The organism is Thioalkalivibrio sp. ALE30 (assembly GCF_000377465.1).
Classification (GTDB): Bacteria; Pseudomonadota; Gammaproteobacteria; order Ectothiorhodospirales; family Ectothiorhodospiraceae; genus Thioalkalivibrio.
The window spans coordinates 505,663-523,494 of the sequence record NZ_KB898168.1; the positions used below are offsets into that span (position 1 = coordinate 505,663).

Genomic DNA, 17,832 nt, shown 5'->3' on the forward strand with positions numbered 1-17,832 from the left:
ACACGTAAACGGACATGCGTCACATGGATGGACTCGCGGCCCGCCCGGCCCACGCCGAAGAATCCGGCCCCGCCCCCATTGCCGCGCCGGAGCAGGTCGAGGCCTTCCTCGACCGCTGGCGCGACACCGGCGGCAGCGAACGCGCCAACTACCAGCTCTTCCTCACCGAGCTGTGCGCGCTGCTCGACCTGCCGCAGCCCGACCCGGCCAGCGACGACACCGCCGACAACGCCTATGTCTTCGAACGCCGCGTCACCATCCGCAACCCGGACGGCAGCGAGAACCGCGGCTACATCGACCTCTACCGCCGCGGCTGCTTCGTGCTGGAGGCCAAGCAGACCGGCAAGGGCCTGCACACCCAGGGCTGGGACAAGGCCATGCTCGCCGCGCAGAACCAGGCCGACCAGTACGTGCGCGCCCTGCCGGAAGACGAAGCCCGCCCGCCGTTCATCGTGGTCACCGATGTCGGCCGCAGCCTGGAGCTCTACGCCGAGTTCTCCCGCTCCGGCGGCACCTACGTCCCGTACCCGGATCCCAGCCGCCACCGCATCCGCCTGGAAGACCTGCGCGACCCCGAGATCCAGCAACGCCTGCACCATCTGTGGCTGGCGCCGGACCAGCTCGACGCCAGCAAGCACGCCGCCCGCGTCACCCGCGAGGTCAGCGCACGCCTGGCCGAACTGGCCAAGTCCCTGGAACAGCACGGCTTTGATGTCGAGCGCGTCGCGCACTTCCTCAAGCGCTGCCTGTTCACCATGTTCAGCGAGGACGTCGAGCTCCTGCCCAAGGGCAGCTTCACCGCCCTGCTCGAGCGCCTGCAACAAAACCCCGAACACTTCCCCGACGCCATGCGCTCGCTGTGGGAGACGATGAACACCGGCGGCTATGAAGGCCAGCTGATGCACAAGGTGCAGCGCTTCAACGGCGGCCTGTTCCAGAACATCGACCCCATCCCGCTCAACGCCGACCAGATCGGCCTCCTCATCCAGGCCGGCAAGGCCGACTGGCGCTTCGTCGAACCCGCCATCTTCGGCACCCTGCTGGAACGCGCGCTGGACCCGCGCGAACGCCACAAGCTCGGCGCCCACTACACCCCGCGCGCCTACGTGGAACGCCTGGTCATGCCCACGCTCATCGAGCCCCTGCGCGCCGAATGGAACACCGTGCAGGTCGCCGCCGAGGCCTGGCTGCAACAGAACAAGCCCGACAAGGCCCTGGACGAGCTGCGCCGCTTCCACCACCGGCTGTGCGAAACGCGCGTGCTCGACCCCGCCTGCGGCTCCGGCAACTTCCTCTACGTGGCGCTGGAACACCTCAAGCGCCTCGAAGGCGAAGTGCTCAACCTGATCCGCGACCTGAGCGCCGGCCAGGCCAGCTTCGACACCGAAGGCCTCACCGTCGACCCGCACCAATTCCTCGGGCTGGAGATCAACCCACGCGCCGCCGCCATCGCCGAAATCGTATTGTGGATCGGCTACCTGCAATGGCACTACCGCCTGCACGGCCGCCTCAGCCTGCCCGAACCCATCCTGCGCGACTTCCACAACATCGAATGCCGCGACGCGCTGATCGACTTTGATGCCCGCGAACCCATGACCGACGACCACGGCCAGCCCGTGACCATCTGGGACGGCATCAGCTACAAGAAAAGCCCCGTCACCGGCGAACTCATCCCCGACGAGACCGCCCGCACCCCCGTCTACCACTACAGCAACCCGCGCCGCACCGAATGGCCCGAAGCCCACTTCATCGTCGGTAACCCGCCGTTTATCGGAACAAAACGAATGCGCGCAGCACTAGGCGATGGCTATGTGGACGCCATGCGCGAGGTTTTCAGGAGCATCGTCCCGGACTCCGCGGACTTCGTGATGTATTGGTGGTGCATCGCTGCACAGAAAGTCAGCAAGGGCGCAGCGCGGCGCTTCGGCTTCATTACTACCAACAGTATCGGGCAATCATTTAACCGAAAGGTGGTCGAATCGGCGCTCTCCGGCAAGAACCCGGTATCAATCGCCTTTGCAGTTCCTGACCATCCCTGGGTGGACACCGCCAATGGCGCTGCCGTCCGTATCAGCATGACGGTCACAGATAGTGGAGCGCAGCAGGGAATTTTATCTTCGGTCGTTTCTGAGCGCTCGGGAAACGACGACTATCGCAATGTGTCCCTTACTTCTCGAACGGGGACAATTTTTTCAGATCTCAGTATTGGTGCCAATGTAAGCTCAGCGATCCCGCTGAAAGCTCCTCTTGGGCTTAGCGGAATGGGGTCAGCACTGCATGGTTCGGGGTTTATCCTAGACTCAGGTTCAGCTACGGAGATGATGCAGTCAAACGCATCATGTATTCGCCCCTACCTCGGTGGGCGCGACATTCTTCAGAAGCCTCGCGAGCGCTATGTCATCGACTTCTCCGGAATGTCGGAAGAAGAATCCCGAAAGGCCAATCCAGCCGCATTCCAGCATGTGCTCAACCACGTAAAACCAGAGCGAGACCAGAACAGGCGAAAATCCATCCGAGAACTATGGTGGCGATTTGGATGGGAGCGACCCAAGATAAGAGCTGCCTTGGCGGGTCTGCCACGGTTCGTCGGGACCACAGAAACGTCGAAACACCGCGTCTTCGTGTTTATCGACCGCACTTACGTAACCGACCATAAGGTGTTCACGATCGCGTTGGAGAGCGGGTTTCACCTTGGGGTTCTCCAATCGCGGCTCCACATTATTTGGAGCCTCGCGACAGGCAGCCGATTGGGCGTTGGCAATGATCCGATCTACAATAAGATTCGCTGCTTTGACACTTTTCCCTTCCCGGAACTCGACGACCAGCAAGCCGCCACCATCGGCGACCTCGCCGAACGCATCGACGCCCACCGCAAGGGGCGCCAGGCCGAGCACCCGGACCTGACCCTCACCGGCATGTACAACGTGCTGGAAAAACTGCGCGCCGAAGAACCGCTGACCGTCAAGGAACGCACCATCCACGAACAGGGCCTCGTCTCCCTGCTGCGCGAACTGCACGACGACCTCGACCGCGCCGTCTTCCAGGCCTACGGCTGGAGCGACCTCGACGACCGCCTCGTCGGCCGCCCCGGCGCCACCACCCCGCTGCCGGACAAGCCCGCCGACCAGGCCGAAGCCGAAGAAGAACTTCTCAGCCGCCTCGTCGCGCTCAACGCCGAACGCGCCGCCGAAGAAGCCCAGGGCCACATCCGCTGGCTGCGCCCCGACTACCAGGCCCCCGAAGCCACCCAGACCACCGCCACCCTGGAAGCCCAGCCCGAGGCCGCCGCCGCGACCCCAACCGAACCGGCCAAAAAGCCCACCTGGCCCAAATCCATGCCCGACCAGGTCGAAGCCGTCCGCCGCCTCCTCGCCATCGGCCCCCAGACCCCGGACGCCCTGGCCAGCCACTTCAAGCGCAAACCAACGAAGTCAATCACCCAGGTCTTAGCCGCCCTCCAAATCCTCGGCCAGGCCAGCACGGACAACGTCCACTGGCGCCTGACATGACAAACGACCAGAAGCACCAAGGGTTCACCGCTCGACCATGGCCCCAAACCGCATTGACAGCCGCGCGAGATAACACGGCCCTAAACACCACTTCGGCGCCCGATCCGGCTGATTTAACGACGCTTTCTTACGCCACGCGCCCGGTTGAATACCCAATTAAACACGCGCGCACGTTCATCCAATATCCGTGCGCGCCATCCAATCACTGTTAGGCAGGGGGGGGAGAACATTGTTTTTTCGTGCCATTGACAAAGCTCTTGAAAAGCCCGCACCTGGTTCTATACCTCTAAGTGGCCCGAGAGCACTTGAGAACGATTTCTACGCTGTGCATCTCGTGGACAGTACTGGTAAAGAGCAGGTATGGCTCAAAGGAAAGACCGAAAAAGGGTATGAAGCGCTCGTAAGAAAAGACAATGATTCGGGAGATATTACGACTCTTTCTCAAGAGGATATTAGAAGTACCGAGTATTCTTTAAGAATTGAGCACTACTACAACGGGTACCAGTTCGATTACTCTAGTCCGCTCAAGTTCTTGATGGCTAATGCATGCTATTGGCACCGATGGGTGATCTTCCGTGACAAACATTCCCAGAAGAGATTCAATCGGCAGCAACTTATTAGAGCTGAGCGTATGGACTTGCTTCAGTATCTTGTTGAGCGCAGCATCCAAAAACCTAAGGAAAAATTTGACCCGCTATTTCTTGGTATGCAGCTATATTCGAGGAAATGGTTCTTTCACCCCGGCAAAGACCAACACAAAGAACACCTTAAGCTCCTGCTTGAATCGTTTGCTGAATCAGGTGATTTGAAGCGGGATAACGATGGGTACTTGTTGTCGGGCAAAGCTCTTGAAACGCTATCGAATCACGAATTGGAGAAGCAGAAACATAGAGATAATCTTGCAACGGCCAAAGTTGGCAACAACCTTACCTGGGCTATTGTGATCATCGGAGTATTGGGCGTTGCGGCACAAGTTATCATGTGGTGGATTGATAAGGGAGCATAGTAATGCCTAACCATGCCAAGCACAGCGACGGCTTTTCCGTTGCGGCTTCGCCTCCACTGCAAAGCCGCGCGTGTTGGCGGCGTTACGTGTTACCAATTAGGAGACAAAAATGACGGAAAAAGCAAAGTTTAAGTACTCTGCACACGAAGGTATCTTGGAGCTAGAGGGTTCAGAGGAGTTTGTGTCACAGCACTTTGAGAGTCTGACTGACTTGATAAGGGTCATCTCAAGGCATGTGGTAGTTGAACAGCATCAACAAGAAAATGCTACCGAAAAAGCTGGCGCGGAGAGAAGCGCGAGCGTTAGCATTGAAGCTGAAGAAGACAATGCTTCGCAAGCAAGCCAGACTGTTGCTGATATTCAAAATGAAGGTATTGCTCAGTATCCCAACTATTTTTCAGAAATAAACGGAAAACTAAAAATTGTTTCTGACATACCTGGCACTACAGTTAAGTCTAAGATGACTAATGCGGCAATTTTGCTCTGCTACGGATCCAAGTTGCTTGGCGACGAAATGATTGCCTCCAAGGATATTCGCACGGTTTGCGAGGAGCACGGTTGTCTAGATTCCCCGAACTTTTCTAAAGTATTCAGTGATAGAACTATCTTTCTGTCGGACGGCGTGAAGGGTGGTAATAAAAATGTAAAGCTCACTTTCCAAGGAGAAAAGAAGGCAAGGGAGCTGCTAGAAAGTGCTCAATCCTAAAATCGGTCAGTATTTAAAATCTTCTTATCCGGCTGACATCGTCGATGCGCTGATTTCTGCATACTCAGAGGTTCTAAGAAATTATCGCATAGAAAGGTGGAAGCCGAGTGAGCTCGATGCTGGTCATTTCGTTGAAGCCGCTCGACGAATCGTTGAATTTGAGCTTTTTGGCAGCACCACTCCGCTGGCAAAAGCTATGGGATCCTTTAGTCCCACAGTTTTGAGTAAATATGAATCCGCAACGGGAGACGAAGCGTTCAGGATTTTAATTCCAAGAGTTCTTTTCTCGATCTATTGCATTCGGAATAAACGGGGGGTTGGCCATATTTCTTCGATTTCCCCGAACAAAATGGACGCCACGTTTATACTGAATTCGACTAAGTGGGTTTTGGCAGAGCTTGTGCGTAATGTAACCGCCTCTAACCCTGATGATGCTCACGCCCTAACCGACGCCATTCTTGAGAGAGATCTCGACTTGATCTGGGATGACGGCGAGTCTTTTATGATTATGGACAATAAATTGAAGGCAGATCAGAAAGTTATCATCACCCTATACAAGAGAGATAGATATAGTATCGACGAAATTCAAAGCCTTATTGGTTACAGAAATCGAACCAGGTTTAAGTCAATAATCGAGAAGCTTCGCTCTGACAATTTAATCGATATTGTTCAAGGGTCAATTTGTAAAATTTCTCCTTTGGGTGTACGTGAGGCCGAACGGATTATAGAAAACACGTAACAAGTTGCTGCACACGGATAAATTACTCGCTCCGCTCGTAATCTACCGGTGGTCCAGGCCATGACGGGGTCGGACCACGGTAACCCTCTCACACCATAACGGGGTCGGACCACGGTAACCTACTGTAGAAACCGGACTTTAAGGGCACAAGATAACGGGGTCGGACCACGATAACCATCTGTATTGTTGACGATTAACGCCCCCTAAAGGCTTGTTCAACGCCTTAAAGCGCCCATTTCGACGCTGAAATCGGCCGCTGGGGGCGCCTGGCGGAAATCGTGTAAGGCGACGACGGAGAGGCTTTACGGCTCAACTCAGGAGATTCGATGATTCTTAAGGAGAAGGATGGGCCAAGCGGTCAGGATGAACGCTCAAAGGCCGGGCACCAGCAGGAACAGGACGTGGCATTCTACCTGCGGCGCGAATTCGGCGACGATGAGACCGTGCGGATCATCAACGACCTGCGCATCGAGCATAACGGGGAGCGCGCGCAGGTTGATCACCTGGTGGTGCATCCCTATGGGCTGGTCATCATCGAGTCAAAGAGCATCTACGGCGAGGTGAAGGTGAACGGCCATGGGGAGTGGTCACGTAGCTACCGCGGCGACTGGTACGGCATGCCCTCCCCTGTGCGGCAAGCGGAGCTGCAAGAGGCCCTGGTCAAGGATCTCCTTCGCCAGAACGTGGAGAAGTTTCTCGGCCGACTGCTGGGCCTCCAGACCCAGATTGGTGGCCGTGACTGGAGGACGCTCTGCGCCGTATCCAGCAGCGCGATCCTGCACCGCGATGAGATGCCCCGTGCGATCGCGAACCGCGTGGTCAAGAGCGAGTTCGTCGCGGAAAAGGTACGCGAACTGGTCGGCTCACGAGCCAAGGGGCTGGTGACGGCCCGGCCACGATTCAGCCAAAAGGAAATCGAAGGCATCGGCGACTTCCTGCTCCAAAGCCACCTCGGAGCAAGTGCGAGTGCTTCGGCCGTGGCCGAGCCGGCCCCGCAGGTGCAGGAGCCGCCCGCTTCCGTTAAGCCCGAGCCGGCACCAAAGGCACAGCGACCGTCGACGCCGGAACCGCAGCCCACCCAAGCCGCGCCCTCACCGGCTACAAGCCCGAGCCAAGCCTCCACGCTCGCCTGCAAGAATTGCGACCAGCAAGACAAGCTGACCGGCATGTACGGCAAATACGGCTACTACGTTCGCTGCGACTCCTGCGGCACGAACACCTCAATGAAGGTGCCCTGCCCGGCCTGCCAGTCCCGCAAGGTCCGAGTGACAAAATCCGGCCCGACCTACACCAGCGCCTGCCAGGACTGCTCCCGCGAGTGGGTAGTATTCGAGCAGCCAACCACTGCCGACGGGAACTAGATACGGAAACCGCACGGCATCGGCCAACCCCGACCCGGTAGAAACCGACATGGGCTTTCGGTAAAGGATACGACCACAATTCGCCATGAGCACCGACGAAACAGCACTCCAGAGACTGGAGCATATTGGCTTTCGACCCGCAGGGAACTGGGCGCTTGAAGACGGCAGAGCCCGATGCACGCTCACAGATTGCGCCTCTGAAAGAAATATCCTGTATGCGCTAGTAGTGGACGGTGAAGTGATGTACGTCGGAAAAACCACGCGGCCCTTGAAGACCCGGCTCTACGGCTACCAGAACCCAGGGCCAACTCAGTCGACAAACATCAAGGGCAACAAATTGATCATTGAGGCGCTACGTACCGGAAGCGCCGTCACCGTATACGCCCTCCCGGACAATGGGTTGCTTCATTACGGCGGGTTTCACGTGAACTTGGCCGCCGGCCTCGAAGACAGCCTGGTCTCCACGTTGAAACCAGCATGGAACAAGACAGGAGCATGAGCTTCAGCCACAGACGCGGGCTGGTGGGAGACTTGGCTAATGGGCCAATGGTCCGCATGGAAACGTTAAACAAGGTGCACGATGGCTAAAACGAATATGTGGATGGTGCGTGCGGGCCAGGGAGGGCGGCAGGCCGATGAGTTTCGTGAAAAGGGCCATGTCGGCATTGGCTGGGAAGAGATAGGCGATCTGTCCGCCTTCGCGGACAAGGCATCGCTCGTACAAGAATACCGCTCACGCTTTCCGGACTGGCCCGATGGCCGACGCCTGAGCGCGGCGAGCCAACTGATCCGTTTTCGGGACGAGATGGCCGCAGGAGACCGGGTACTGACGTACGACTCCAGTCGCCGGATCTATCACGTTGGCACGATCACAGGGGAATATCGGCACGACACGGCAGTGCTGCCCCCGTGCGAAAACGTGCGCGCCGTAGAGTGGCAGGCGGAGCTGGATCGGGACCGTCTGTCGCTCGCTGCGCGGAATTCGCTTGGGTCAACCCTCACCCTGTTCCGGCTCTCGGATGCGGTCAGGCAGGAGATCGAAGCCCTGGTGAGCGGGCAAGCGACCGCGCCGGTCCCGACAGAGGGGCAGGATGACGGCGAGGACGAGGAAGCCCTGCTGAAACGCTACCGCGAAGAGGCGGTGGAGATCATCAAGGATCGAGTGAGCCGTCTGGATGCCTGGGAAATGCAGAGCCTGGTGGCCGGCCTGCTCCGAGCGATGGGCTACAAGACGCGGGAGTCCTCACCGGGGCCAGATCGGGGCGTGGACGTGATCGCCTCCCCCGATGGGTTCGGGTTCGAATCGCCGCGCATCGTGGTCGAGGTGAAACACCGGCCGCATACGACCATGGGCGCGCAGGAGGTGCGCAGCTTCCTGGGCGGACGCCACGGCGACGACAAGGGCCTTTACGTGAGTACCGGCGGCTTCACCAAAGAAGCCCGGTACGAGGCGGATCGGGCGAAGATCCCGCTGATGTTGATGGACCTCAACGGCCTGGTCACCGCCCTGATGGAACACTACGACCACGCCGATTCGGAAACCCGCGCGCTGGTCCCGCTGACCCGCCTGTTCTGGCCGGCCTGACTGGCCGGAACGCGAGCGGGAGAGCGAACAGCGGGGTCGGACCACGGTAACTGCGAGAAAAACGGGGACAGATTTATTTTTCCGCGGCCAGAACGTCATCCCGGCCGGAGCAAGGCGGAGAATCGAGATCGCTGACGCTAACGCCTACCCCGCCGGCCGAGATCCCGGATAACCGCTTTGCGGTTTCCGGGATGGCGTTCAAACGCCACGAACCGTGAGCGGAGGTCTGGTGGCGCCTAGTTCTTGTTCGACGCACCACCAGGGAGGTGCAGCAGGCGTTCGCTTCGCCAGACGCGGACAACCCGCACCCGATCGGGATCACGCCGGTACACGATGCGGAACGGTGGATGGACGAGCTCTCGCAGGAACGGCTGGTCAAATTCGGGCACTACCCTGCCGATGTCGGGGTGGTCGTTCAGGGCCTGGACGCGTTGGAAAGCCTCTTGCACCAGCCTCTGTCCGACCTCCGGCACACCTTGCTCCGAGTACCACTCCTGCATCTGCTTGAGATCGCGCAGGGCGGATTCGGCAAACGTGATCGTAATGCCGGGCATACTGCTAGTTGAGACCGAGCTGCGCCCTGGCCTCGTCCAGCGAGACTTCCCGACCGGCCTCCAGGTCCGCCAGACCCGCGACGACGGCCCGCATGAACTCCCGCTCTTCCTCGGCCTTTTCGTAATCCGCCACCGACTGAACCACGGCAACACCCCTGCCCCGACTCGTCAGCAGTACGGGCCGGTGAACCTCGGCCACGTGTTTCATAACCCGTCCTGGATTCGTCTTCAGGTCGGTCAGGGGGACCAGGTCTTCGGAAAATTTGATCATCGCAATCCGCTCCATCATAAGCCGCCGTTAGGGCGGACTATAGCACCTGTTAAAAGGGCTATGGAGATCACCCTGCGGAGCAAGAGAACACCCACCTTCTTCGAAATACCACACTGTCATCCCGGCCGGAGCGAAGCGCAGAGCCGGGATCTCTGACGTCCGCTCCTGCCTTGGCGCCCGAGATCCTGGATAACCGCTTTGCGGTTTTCGGGATGACGTTGCAGGCTGGACGAAAGGACAATTCCTGGAACGATCCGGCCGGTTGCCGCAGTTTGTGCGGTGTCTGGCAGTGGCGGAATACCCGTACGGTTTACGGGACGTACGCGAAGGCGTACTCTTGGTCGAAGCCCACACACTTGCGAGGTGCGCCATGACGGGAATTACGGCTACAGAGGCGCGCAGCAACCTCTACCGGCTGATCGACGAAACGGCGGAATCCCACGAGCCGATTGTGATCACCGGCAAGCGGAACAACGCAGTCCTGCTATCCGAGTCGGACTGGTCGGCCATTCAGGAGACCCTGTACCTGCTATCGGTGCCGGGTATGCGCGAGTCGATCCGCGAGGGCATGGATACTCCGGCGGATGAATGCCACGAGGAGCTGGATTGGTGACATGGAAGTTGGTCTACACCCGACAGGCTCAAAAGGATGCGAAGAAGCTGGCTGCCAGCGGCCTTAAGCCAAAGGCACAGGAACTGCTGTCGCTGATCGCGGAAGATCCGTATCGAACGCCCCCACCTTGCGAGAAGCTGGTGGGTGATCTCTCCGGCGCGTACTCGCGGCGCATCAATATTCAGCACCGGCTTGTGTACCAGGTGCTTGAAGACGAAAGAGTGGTCAAAGTGATTCGTTTATGGAGCCACTACGAGTAACCCGGCTACACGATTCCCCGGAAACGGGGACAGATTGATGTTCTCATGCGAGACGTGACGGCGGACGGCCTGGACGCCGCCCCTCAATGCGACAGCCGATGACCCACTCCACCTCATCCACAAAACGCTGGTTGCCGGTGAGTTGGCCGCGCTGCTGCGCCTCGCGCATCAGCGACAATCGTTACCGGAAGAGGACATCCATCTTGTTTACATGCCGCAGCAGCCCCTCCTCCCGCAGGAGCCCAGGCCTTCGGGCGACGAGGTGCTGGATACGCCCGATCGGCGAGAGGGCTCGCCTCCTACAGTTATAGGGCCCCAGCCTCGAGAAAGAGGACACCCATCTTCTCCCTGGCGGCAGACCGCGTGGTCTCCGGGGTCAGACCTTGCTTTTTTCCCTTGGTCAGCTAAGGAGGCAAGAAGCAAGGTCTGACCCTCTACCACCTCTCTACCACCTTCCGATCAGCGCTTCGGCTCGACCAGGCCCGGGTCGTCCTCGACCGGTCGGTTCACTCGGCTCGAGACGGCGTAATAGCGCAACATCTCCGGCTGAATGCGGCGAGTCTTTGCCCGGATGTCGTCACGCTCGGACAGTCCTGGATCGAGCCAGTCCCACCGACACTGTGCGTCAAGTATCAGCGGTTGGCGGTCATGGATATGTGCGAGTTGATCGTTGGCGGGTTCAGTGATGATCGCGCAGCAGGCGCCGCCGTCGCTTGTTGGCTCCCAGATGCCCGCCATCATCAGGATGTCCTGCGGTGCGCCCTCGGTCAGGGTGATGTAGTGCGGCTGCTTGCCCTGTTCGGTCTTGCGCCATTCGTACCAACCATCGGCCAGCACGATGCAGCGCCGGTGCGCAAACGCTGATCGAAAATACCGACTGGTGGCGACCGTCTCGGCCCGAGCGTTGATCGGTCGCGGCCCGTCCTCGACGCGCCTCGGTCGAAAGCCCCAGAACATCGGCTGGAAGGCCGCTGGCGCATCCTCGCCGGCCCGGAACGCTTCCAGATGGGTGCCGGGGGCAACGTTGTACCTGGGTACGTCGAACCCCTCGTCGACGGGGACCTGGAAGTACCGCATGGCGAGTTCGCTGGTCGCGCTATAGCGCGTCATCCGTCCGCACATGGCGTCTCTCCCTCCTGGGGTCGTGGGGGTAGCAGCATTCTCGTGTGGCCGACCTCCCGATCGCCTTCCAGTGCTGCTCCAGCATCATCACACCGGAAAATGGCCCACCGCTGCGAGTGGGTCAGGTCTTGCTATCGTCCTCCGACTGGTTCCACGGGAGACGGCCCTCGATCTCCAGGTGCAGGGCAAAGACCAGCAGTGTGCGTATGAGAATAATCAGGGCCAGCATGAGTACGTTTTCCATGGAGTACTCGATCGCTACGGTCATGATGATGTCGGCCGCGACCAGGAACTCCAGTCCGAGAATCAGCCCGCGCACGCTGCGACGGCGATAATCGACGTAGGCCTCGTGTGTGCTCATGCGGCGCATGTTCACCAGCCAAACCACTGTTGCCAGCACGAATCCACCGATGATCACGGCGATGCCGACTGCTTCGAGCCCTAGTACCAGTGCGTTGGCGATCTGAAGAAAGACATCGTTCATGTCTGCATCCTTTTCGGGTCAGCGACTTGCGGCAAGTCTACTGCCGGCGGTTGGTCGCCGCCCAGTGTTGAACCGCCAGGAGTCTGTCGGGCCCGGGGGAAGAACGGGGCTGAAGCGCGCCTCTTCCGTGGGGTGGTTTCGGTATGCTCGAAGGCATGTGCCCGCCCAAGGATCGCGAATCCGCACCCCTCGGCCGCGCGACCGCGACCTTCCGGTTGTATGCCGAGCTGAACGACTTCCTCGCGCCCGAACGGCGATACCAGAGCTTTGAACACGCGTTCGACGGAACCCCTTCGGTCAAGGACCGCATCGAGTCGCTGGGCGTGCCGCACACGGAGGTTGACCTGGTACTGGTCGACGGGCGGGCAGTGGATTTCGGCCACCGGCTGCGCGGCGGTGAGCGGGTGGCGGTCTACCCGGTGTTCGAGGCCTTCGACGTAGGCGACGTCTCCCGCCTGCGACCCCAGCCGCTGCGCGAACCACGCTTCATCCTCGATGTGCATCTGGGCCGGCTGGCCGGTTACCTGCGTGCACTGGGCTTCGACTGCCTGTATGCCAACGACTTCTCCGATGAGTTCATCATCCGCACCGCGCAGGACGAGCACCGCATTATCCTCACGCGTGACACTGGCCTGCTGAAGGACGGCCGGGTGACTCACGGGCGGTACGTGCACGCTACGGACCCATTGCAACAGCTTCGCGAGGTGGTCGACCGCTTTCAGCTCGCCGGGCTGTTCGAGCCGTTCTCGCGTTGCATGCGGTGTAACGGCGAGCTCCGGTCGATCGATGGCGCTGCACTCGCCGACTCGGTCGAGCCGAGCGAGGTGCCGCCCGGGGTGCTCGAGCGCTTCGTCGCATTCGTGCGCTGCAGCGGCTGCGGCCGGGTCTACTGGCGCGGCAGCCACTACGATCGACTGCGTCAGCGCTTTCGGTCGGTCGGCATCGACATCTGACCCTGTTCGGCCCGGCATGATCTCCGAGGTCATCAAGCCCCTGAAAACGGTGATCTGCAGGATGTTCAGAAGCCAATGCGCAGGCCCCGGATGGGGCGCGTTACACCCGGGAAACGGGGACAGATTGATTCTCTCATGCCTGACGTGACGGCGGACGGCCTGGACGCCGCCACTCAATGCGACAGCCCATGACCTGCTCCACCCCATCCACAAAACGCCGGTTGACGGTGAGTTGGCCGCGCTGCAGCGCCTCGCGCATCAGCGACAGCTTCTGTTCCGGGACGCCCTGCTCCACGAACCGCGCATACCGGACACGTCGTTCATCGTCATCATCCCCTCAACGTGCTCGCGCGCCGCGTGGCAGCAGCAATGCGCTCCGCGAGCATCTACAGGGGCAGCGTCGTTTGTCGGCTGGCTTCCAGCTGGGTGTTCCGTGACGCCGAGGCCAGCTTGGTGACGCGCACGCCCAGCAGTCGCAGCGGTTGACCCAGGTCGATCCGGCGCAAGCAGCCACGGGACGCGGCCAGAATCGCCTGAGGGTCGTCCGTCCACGTGTCCAACGTAAGGTCGCGAGTAACCGTGCGGAAATCGCTATAGCGCAACTTGATCCCGATCGTCCGGCCCAAGTAGCCCTTGCTACGGAGATCCCTGGCAACCCGTTCGCACAGGGCCACCAGGATGCGAGTCAGCTCGTCCCGATCCGCCCGTGGATGCAGGTCCCGCTCGAAGGTGGACTCTCGGCTGATGGATTTAGGCTCCCGCTCGGTGACTACGGGGCTGTCGTCCCGGCCATGGGCCGCCTCATGCAGCCACCAGGCATAGGTCTCGCCAAAATGCTGGCGCAACCGATACAGATCGGCCTTCGCCAAATCGCCAATCGAAACGATCCCCAGCGCTTTAAGGCGCTCGGTCGCCTTTGGCCCTATACCGTTCACCTTCCCCACCCCCAGCGCCCAGATGCGCGCCTCGAGGTCGCCTTCGCCCAGCACCGTCATCCCCGCCGGCTTCTCCAGATCCGAGGCGATCTTGGCCAGCAGCTTGTTCGCGGCCAGGCCGATGGAACAAGACAGCCCCGTCTCGGCCTGCACCGCATCGCGAATCCCTCGCGCCGTCACCACCGGATCGCCCTTCACGTCGGTCAGATCGATGAACAGCTCGTCGATGCCGCGATCCTCGACCTTATCGGCCCGCGCCCGGACCGCCTGCTTGAACTGGTGCGAATAGGCCCGATAGGCATCGAAATCCGCCGGCAACAAAACCGCATCCGGCGCCAGCTGCCCCGCCTTCATCAGCCCCATCCCGGAATGCACCCCGAACGCCCGCGCCTCGTAGGTCGCCGTCGTCACCACGCCGCGCCCTCGATAATCGCCGAGCCGTTCGAACCGATACCGCCCATCTGCCCCTCGCTCCGGCACGGAGAGACGTCGCCCGCCGATCACCGCGGGCCGCCCCCGTAGCTCCGGATAGCGCAGCAGATCCACGGATGCATAAAACGCATCCATATCGAGATGAGCGATGGTTCTCACGGAATGCCAATCAGACCCGGACTCGGCTTTAAGGCACGCAGCACGCTGCGCGCCCTGAAGGGGCAGTCTAACAGCCAGCATCCCGACCACACCGATGAATTACCGCCCCATCCCACCCTACTGTGGGAGGCCAGCCTCTGGCCGAGGGGCATGGCTGGCGCTGGATCGACCAGAGGGCTGGCCTCCCACAACAGAGAAAGAGGACACCCATCTTCTTCCTGGACGAGGCATTTCGCACCCGAAATGGGGCGATGACGCGCTCTGGCTCAGCGCGCGGGGACGCGCACGGGTCCCAGCCTAGACGAGCCCTTCGGCAACCGCTCGGGATCGCATTCCAGCGACGCAGGGGCGGTTGCGCGGCTCGCCACGCTCGCGCGGGCCGGACGACTAACCCAGCGCGTCGAGCAGCCGTGTCAGGTTGTCCCGGAACTGCTGCTGGCGCTCGGCCTCGGCCTCGCGGAACCGCGCATCCTGCTCGACCAGGGTGTTCAGGATCTGCCCGCCCGTGTCGACGGGATTGTCCAGGAACTGGAGCGCTGGCTGGCTGAAGCGTTCCTGGAGGGCCTCCACCAGTTGCTCGAGGCGCTGGGCCGCGCGGGAGTGTTCCGGCGCGTCCAGTTGCTGCGTCTGTTCGTAGGCCTGGGTCATGCGGTAGGTCTCGGTGCGCGTCATGTTCAGCTCCATCGACTGGAGCCGGTCGGTATCGAAACGCAGGTCCGGCAGCATCTCGAACGCCCGCTGGACATCGCCATGGAAGAATTCGTCCGCGAGCGAGCCGATATCGCGCACCAGCTCCTCGACGGCACGCAGTTCGTCCGGGTCCAGGTCACCCTGCACGGAGAACTGGTAGCCGCTCGCCGCGTACCGGCTGACATCCAGCCAGCCATCGGCTGCCCCGTCCTGCACCTGGACCTGGGTCTGCAGCCGCGCGTCCTGGACGCTCTGAAACCGGATCTGAACCTCCGCACCCGACTGGGTGGTGATGTTCAGTTCCAGGCTCTCGGCGCGCGAGAAGCGCTCGCTCATGGACAGGCGCGCGGTGCCAGCCAGGGTGCGCTCGGAGGGAGGCAGCCGAAAGTCTTCCAGGGCCGCGAAGGTCAGGCGTTCGGTCTCGTCCACGTCATCGGCGATGCGGCCTTCCAACAGGTTGAGACCCGACAGGATCTCCCGCGCCTCCCGAAAGCCCTGTTCCACGCCCTGGGTCGCCTGCTCCCTCAGCGCCTCCAGCTCGGCGCCCGACGCGCCGCGGGCCCGGGCATTCGCCAGACCCATCTCCACGAAGGTCGCGATCCGGTCGGCCACCTTTTCCGGGGTGAAGTCGCTGGCATCCAGACGCTTGAGGCTGCCAAGGCTTTCGCCGGGGATGGCCCGCGCCAGGTTCTGCAGGATCTGATTCTGCAGGGCGTTCAGGCTGCGGCCGGAGCCGCCGTCGGCCTGCGCAAGGCCCTGGCGCGCAAAGCCAGACCGCCCTGCGGGGCCCTTTAGGGAGATTGGGTGGAAACTGGTATCGACAGGCATGGCGGCGCACTCACACACGGGGACGGGTACGGCGTTAACGGCCGCCGGTGGAGATTCTTTAGCCTACCTTCGGGGCAAGGGAGCACCCAGCGTAAGACGGTGCCCCCTCTGCTCCGGGCGCCACTGCGTTATCCCGGCTGGGCGAATCGAGGAGCCGGGAGCTCTGCAGTTGGCCCCTGCCCCGGTGCACCAGATCCCGGATACCACTGGGCGTTACTGGAATGACCGCCTAGTCGGAAACAGAACGGCCTGTAGGAGGCTGCTTGCAGGCGAAGCCCCTGCCCGCGTCTGGCTTTGGCAGGGGCTTCGCCTGCAAGCAGCCTCCTACGGGGCGCCGGGTCTCTCAGGGCCATCGGGGTTGGTCAGGGGGCGCGGGTGCGAGCGAAATCGGTATTGTGCGCGGGTCAAAGGGCCAGGCCTGGCCTTTTTCTCTTGGCCAATCGCTGGGCCGAGCAGCAGGATTCGCTCTTGGGGTTCGGATTATCGCGAATCGGGTGGGAGTCCGATGGACTCGCGCATCAGATCGAGCAGGCCCTCGACACTCGACGGATCCTCGGTATCGAACATGACGCCCGCGCCATGCTCATCCACCCGCATCACGATGCACTGCCAAACATAGGTCCGGCCGTCGGCGCCCTCTTCCGGGCTCACCGTCACTTTCAGTCTTGAATGCTCGGAGATACCTGAAACGGGCATCTCTACGTAAAGGCCGCTAAGGCTGACATCGCGGACCCACCCATTTGCCCGGAATGCGGGGGCACCCTGCAACGGCTGTACTTCCGCGGTCATGCGAACGCCACTGCGTCGCCCTTCCCGAAGTTCCATCGACCACCCCCCTGCCGCGAAGCCGCAATCTCCGACATTTCCATGTGCCTCGTCCCTAACTGTCAGGGTACCGAAATGCGCACCCGCGGTCAGACGGGCCGGGTCCCGATCGTTGCGTCTCGGGACAGCTAGCTGGTATGGCCCAGGACGGACGGGGCGTCGTTTTGCGGCCGGTTCACTCGGGTCGAAACGGGGTATGCCTGCAAGGCGCTGGGCGGCAGGCGCCGGGTCATGTGACGAACCTGCTCGCGGCCCGTGATGGCGGGGTCCAGCCAATCCCAGCGGCATGTGGCGTCCAGCGCGAGGGGCTGTCGGGCGTGAATGAACGCCAGCTGCTCGGACGAGGGCTCGGTAATGATCGCGCAGCAGGCCCCACCCTCCGCGGTCGGCCCCCCCAGATGCCGGCGAGGAACAGCACGTCCTGCAGCGCGTGGTCGGTCAGGGTGATGGAATGCGGCTGCCTGCCCCGTCCGGTCAGTTGCCATTCGAACCAGCCGTCCGCCGGGATGATGCAGCGCCGATGCGCGAAGGCGCTCCGAAAGTACGGGCTGCTGGCCATCTTTTCGGCACGCGCATGGACAGGCTGCGGCCCTTCGGTGACGCCTTTCCGCCGGGCAAGCCTCAGTGCATGGTGTGAAACGTGGCCCTGGCTTGCTCGTACGCCCGGAACGCCTCGATGTCCATGCCTGGTGCCACGTTGTACCGCGGGGCATCAAGGTCCTGGTCAATCGGTGTCTCGAAATAGCGCCAGGCCAGTTCGCTGGTGGCCGAGTAGCGCGCAAATCGTCCACACATGTCGC

17 protein-coding genes and 2 pseudogenes are annotated in these 17,832 nt (G+C 61.3%); 10 read left to right on the plus strand and 9 right to left on the minus strand.

Translation table 11 applies throughout. From position 1 onward, the window contains the following. Positions 1 to 23 precede the first annotated feature (23 nt). The 7 genes from D107_RS0102290 to D107_RS0102300 all read left to right on the plus strand — a co-directional run bounded on the left by D107_RS0102290 (position 24) and on the right by D107_RS0102300 (position 8,906). Complete coding sequence (locus D107_RS0102290; protein ID WP_018880669.1) at positions 24 to 3,509, plus strand: DNA methyltransferase; 3,486 nt, start codon at positions 24 to 26, stop codon at positions 3,507 to 3,509. A 229-nt stretch (positions 3,510 to 3,738) separates the two neighbouring features. Then, entirely contained in the window at positions 3,739 to 4,515 is a 777-nt protein-coding gene (locus D107_RS13995) for a hypothetical protein (protein WP_155988082.1), read from the plus strand. Positions 4,516 to 4,624: 109 nt separating this feature from the next. Further along, entirely contained in the window at positions 4,625 to 5,221 is a 597-nt protein-coding gene (locus D107_RS14000; RefSeq protein ID WP_155988084.1) for a hypothetical protein, read from the plus strand. Beyond that, positions 5,208 to 5,960, plus strand: a complete 753-nt coding sequence (locus D107_RS14005; protein WP_155988085.1) for a hypothetical protein — start codon at positions 5,208 to 5,210, stop codon at positions 5,958 to 5,960. The genes D107_RS14000 and D107_RS14005 overlap by 14 nt, the downstream gene beginning before the upstream one ends. 326 nt (positions 5,961 to 6,286) lie before the next feature. Then, complete coding sequence (locus tag D107_RS0102295; protein ID WP_018880670.1) at positions 6,287 to 7,321, plus strand: nuclease-related domain-containing protein; 1,035 nt, start codon at positions 6,287 to 6,289, stop codon at positions 7,319 to 7,321. A gap of 85 nt (positions 7,322 to 7,406) precedes the next feature. Then, complete coding sequence (locus tag D107_RS13530; RefSeq protein WP_081619342.1) at positions 7,407 to 7,820, plus strand: GIY-YIG nuclease family protein; 414 nt, start codon at positions 7,407 to 7,409, stop codon at positions 7,818 to 7,820. A 96-nt stretch (positions 7,821 to 7,916) separates the two neighbouring features. Next, positions 7,917 to 8,906, plus strand: a complete 990-nt coding sequence (locus D107_RS0102300) for a restriction endonuclease (protein ID WP_026280718.1) — start codon at positions 7,917 to 7,919, stop codon at positions 8,904 to 8,906. Positions 8,907 to 9,142: 236 nt separating this feature from the next. Here the strand turns inward: D107_RS0102300 and D107_RS0102305 are convergent, their stop codons facing one another. Further along, complete coding sequence (locus D107_RS0102305) at positions 9,143 to 9,460, minus strand: type II toxin-antitoxin system RelE/ParE family toxin (protein ID WP_018880672.1); 318 nt, start codon at positions 9,458 to 9,460, stop codon at positions 9,143 to 9,145. A 4-nt stretch (positions 9,461 to 9,464) separates the two neighbouring features. Further along, positions 9,465 to 9,749 (minus strand): type II toxin-antitoxin system Phd/YefM family antitoxin, encoded by a 285-nt coding sequence (locus D107_RS0102310; protein WP_018880673.1) that lies wholly within the window; start codon positions 9,747 to 9,749, stop codon positions 9,465 to 9,467. A gap of 352 nt (positions 9,750 to 10,101) precedes the next feature. On the opposite strand from D107_RS0102310, the gene D107_RS0102315 reads away from it, so the two are divergent. Together D107_RS0102315 and D107_RS0102320 are read left to right on the plus strand one after the other, a co-directional pair. Then, positions 10,102 to 10,344, plus strand: coding sequence for a type II toxin-antitoxin system Phd/YefM family antitoxin (locus D107_RS0102315; RefSeq protein WP_018139194.1), 243 nt, complete (start codon positions 10,102 to 10,104; stop codon positions 10,342 to 10,344). Continuing rightward, on the plus strand, positions 10,341 to 10,604 hold the full coding sequence (locus D107_RS0102320; protein ID WP_018875414.1) for a Txe/YoeB family addiction module toxin: 264 nt from the start codon (positions 10,341 to 10,343) through the stop codon (positions 10,602 to 10,604). Before D107_RS0102315 ends, D107_RS0102320 begins: the two co-directional genes overlap by 4 nt. Positions 10,605 to 11,063: 459 nt before the next feature. Here D107_RS0102320 and D107_RS0102325 read toward each other — a convergent pair whose 3' ends face one another. Together D107_RS0102325 and D107_RS0102330 are read right to left on the minus strand one after the other, a co-directional pair. Further along, positions 11,064 to 11,714 carry an SOS response-associated peptidase gene (locus tag D107_RS0102325; RefSeq protein WP_018880674.1) on the minus strand — a complete coding sequence of 217 codons (651 nt, stop codon included), beginning with the start codon at positions 11,712 to 11,714 and terminating at the stop codon, positions 11,064 to 11,066. Between the two features lie 133 nt (positions 11,715 to 11,847). Further along, the gene (locus D107_RS0102330) at positions 11,848 to 12,210 is read right to left on the minus strand and encodes a DUF1622 domain-containing protein (protein WP_017942547.1); all 363 of its coding nucleotides are present in this window, start codon (positions 12,208 to 12,210) and stop codon (positions 11,848 to 11,850) included. 143 nt (positions 12,211 to 12,353) lie between these two features. Here D107_RS0102330 and D107_RS0102335 point away from each other — a divergent pair, with 143 nt between their 5' ends. After that, positions 12,354 to 13,163, plus strand: coding sequence for a Mut7-C RNAse domain-containing protein (locus tag D107_RS0102335; protein ID WP_018880675.1), 810 nt, complete (start codon positions 12,354 to 12,356; stop codon positions 13,161 to 13,163). Positions 13,164 to 13,296: 133 nt separating this feature from the next. Here D107_RS0102335 and D107_RS14260 read toward each other — a convergent pair. The 5 genes and pseudogenes from D107_RS14260 to D107_RS13535 all read right to left on the minus strand — a co-directional run. Next, positions 13,297 to 13,497: pseudogene (locus D107_RS14260) on the minus strand (transposase); the annotation flags it as partial. A gap of 52 nt (positions 13,498 to 13,549) precedes the next feature. Then, on the minus strand, positions 13,550 to 14,689 hold the full coding sequence (gene dinB, locus D107_RS0102345; protein WP_231373761.1) for a DNA polymerase IV: 1,140 nt from the start codon (positions 14,687 to 14,689) through the stop codon (positions 13,550 to 13,552). 387 nt (positions 14,690 to 15,076) lie between these two features. Next, positions 15,077 to 16,207, minus strand: coding sequence for a DUF5610 domain-containing protein (locus D107_RS0102350; RefSeq protein ID WP_018880677.1), 1,131 nt, complete (start codon positions 16,205 to 16,207; stop codon positions 15,077 to 15,079). A gap of 480 nt (positions 16,208 to 16,687) precedes the next feature. After that, entirely contained in the window at positions 16,688 to 17,032 is a 345-nt protein-coding gene (locus D107_RS0102355; RefSeq protein WP_026280719.1) for a PilZ domain-containing protein, read from the minus strand. 128 nt (positions 17,033 to 17,160) lie between these two features. Beyond that, positions 17,161 to 17,827 (minus strand): annotated as a pseudogene (locus D107_RS13535) (SOS response-associated peptidase). Between the last annotated feature and the right edge of the window lie 5 nt (positions 17,828 to 17,832).

What these genes read in the sequence shown, in the direction of transcription:
- D107_RS0102290 (WP_018880669.1), top strand. Translation starts at nt 24, where the DNA reads ATGGATGGACTCGCGGCCCGCCCGGCCCACGCCGAAGAATCCGGCCCC.
- D107_RS14000 (WP_155988084.1), top strand. Translation starts at nt 4,625, where the DNA reads ATGACGGAAAAAGCAAAGTTTAAGTACTCTGCACACGAAGGTATCTTG.
- D107_RS0102295 (WP_018880670.1), top strand. Translation starts at nt 6,287, where the DNA reads ATGATTCTTAAGGAGAAGGATGGGCCAAGCGGTCAGGATGAACGCTCA.
- D107_RS13530 (WP_081619342.1), top strand. Translation starts at nt 7,407, where the DNA reads ATGAGCACCGACGAAACAGCACTCCAGAGACTGGAGCATATTGGCTTT.
- D107_RS0102300 (WP_026280718.1), top strand. Translation starts at nt 7,917, where the DNA reads ATGTGGATGGTGCGTGCGGGCCAGGGAGGGCGGCAGGCCGATGAGTTT.
- D107_RS0102305 (WP_018880672.1), bottom strand. Translation starts at nt 9,460, where the DNA reads ATGCCCGGCATTACGATCACGTTTGCCGAATCCGCCCTGCGCGATCTC.
- D107_RS0102310 (WP_018880673.1), bottom strand. Translation starts at nt 9,749, where the DNA reads ATGATGGAGCGGATTGCGATGATCAAATTTTCCGAAGACCTGGTCCCC.
- D107_RS0102315 (WP_018139194.1), top strand. Translation starts at nt 10,102, where the DNA reads ATGACGGGAATTACGGCTACAGAGGCGCGCAGCAACCTCTACCGGCTG.
- D107_RS0102325 (WP_018880674.1), bottom strand. Translation starts at nt 11,714, where the DNA reads ATGACGCGCTATAGCGCGACCAGCGAACTCGCCATGCGGTACTTCCAG.
- D107_RS0102330 (WP_017942547.1), bottom strand. Translation starts at nt 12,210, where the DNA reads ATGAACGATGTCTTTCTTCAGATCGCCAACGCACTGGTACTAGGGCTC.
- D107_RS0102335 (WP_018880675.1), top strand. Translation starts at nt 12,354, where the DNA reads ATGCTCGAAGGCATGTGCCCGCCCAAGGATCGCGAATCCGCACCCCTC.
- D107_RS0102350 (WP_018880677.1), bottom strand. Translation starts at nt 16,207, where the DNA reads ATGCCTGTCGATACCAGTTTCCACCCAATCTCCCTAAAGGGCCCCGCA.
- D107_RS0102355 (WP_026280719.1), bottom strand. Translation starts at nt 17,032, where the DNA reads ATGGAACTTCGGGAAGGGCGACGCAGTGGCGTTCGCATGACCGCGGAA.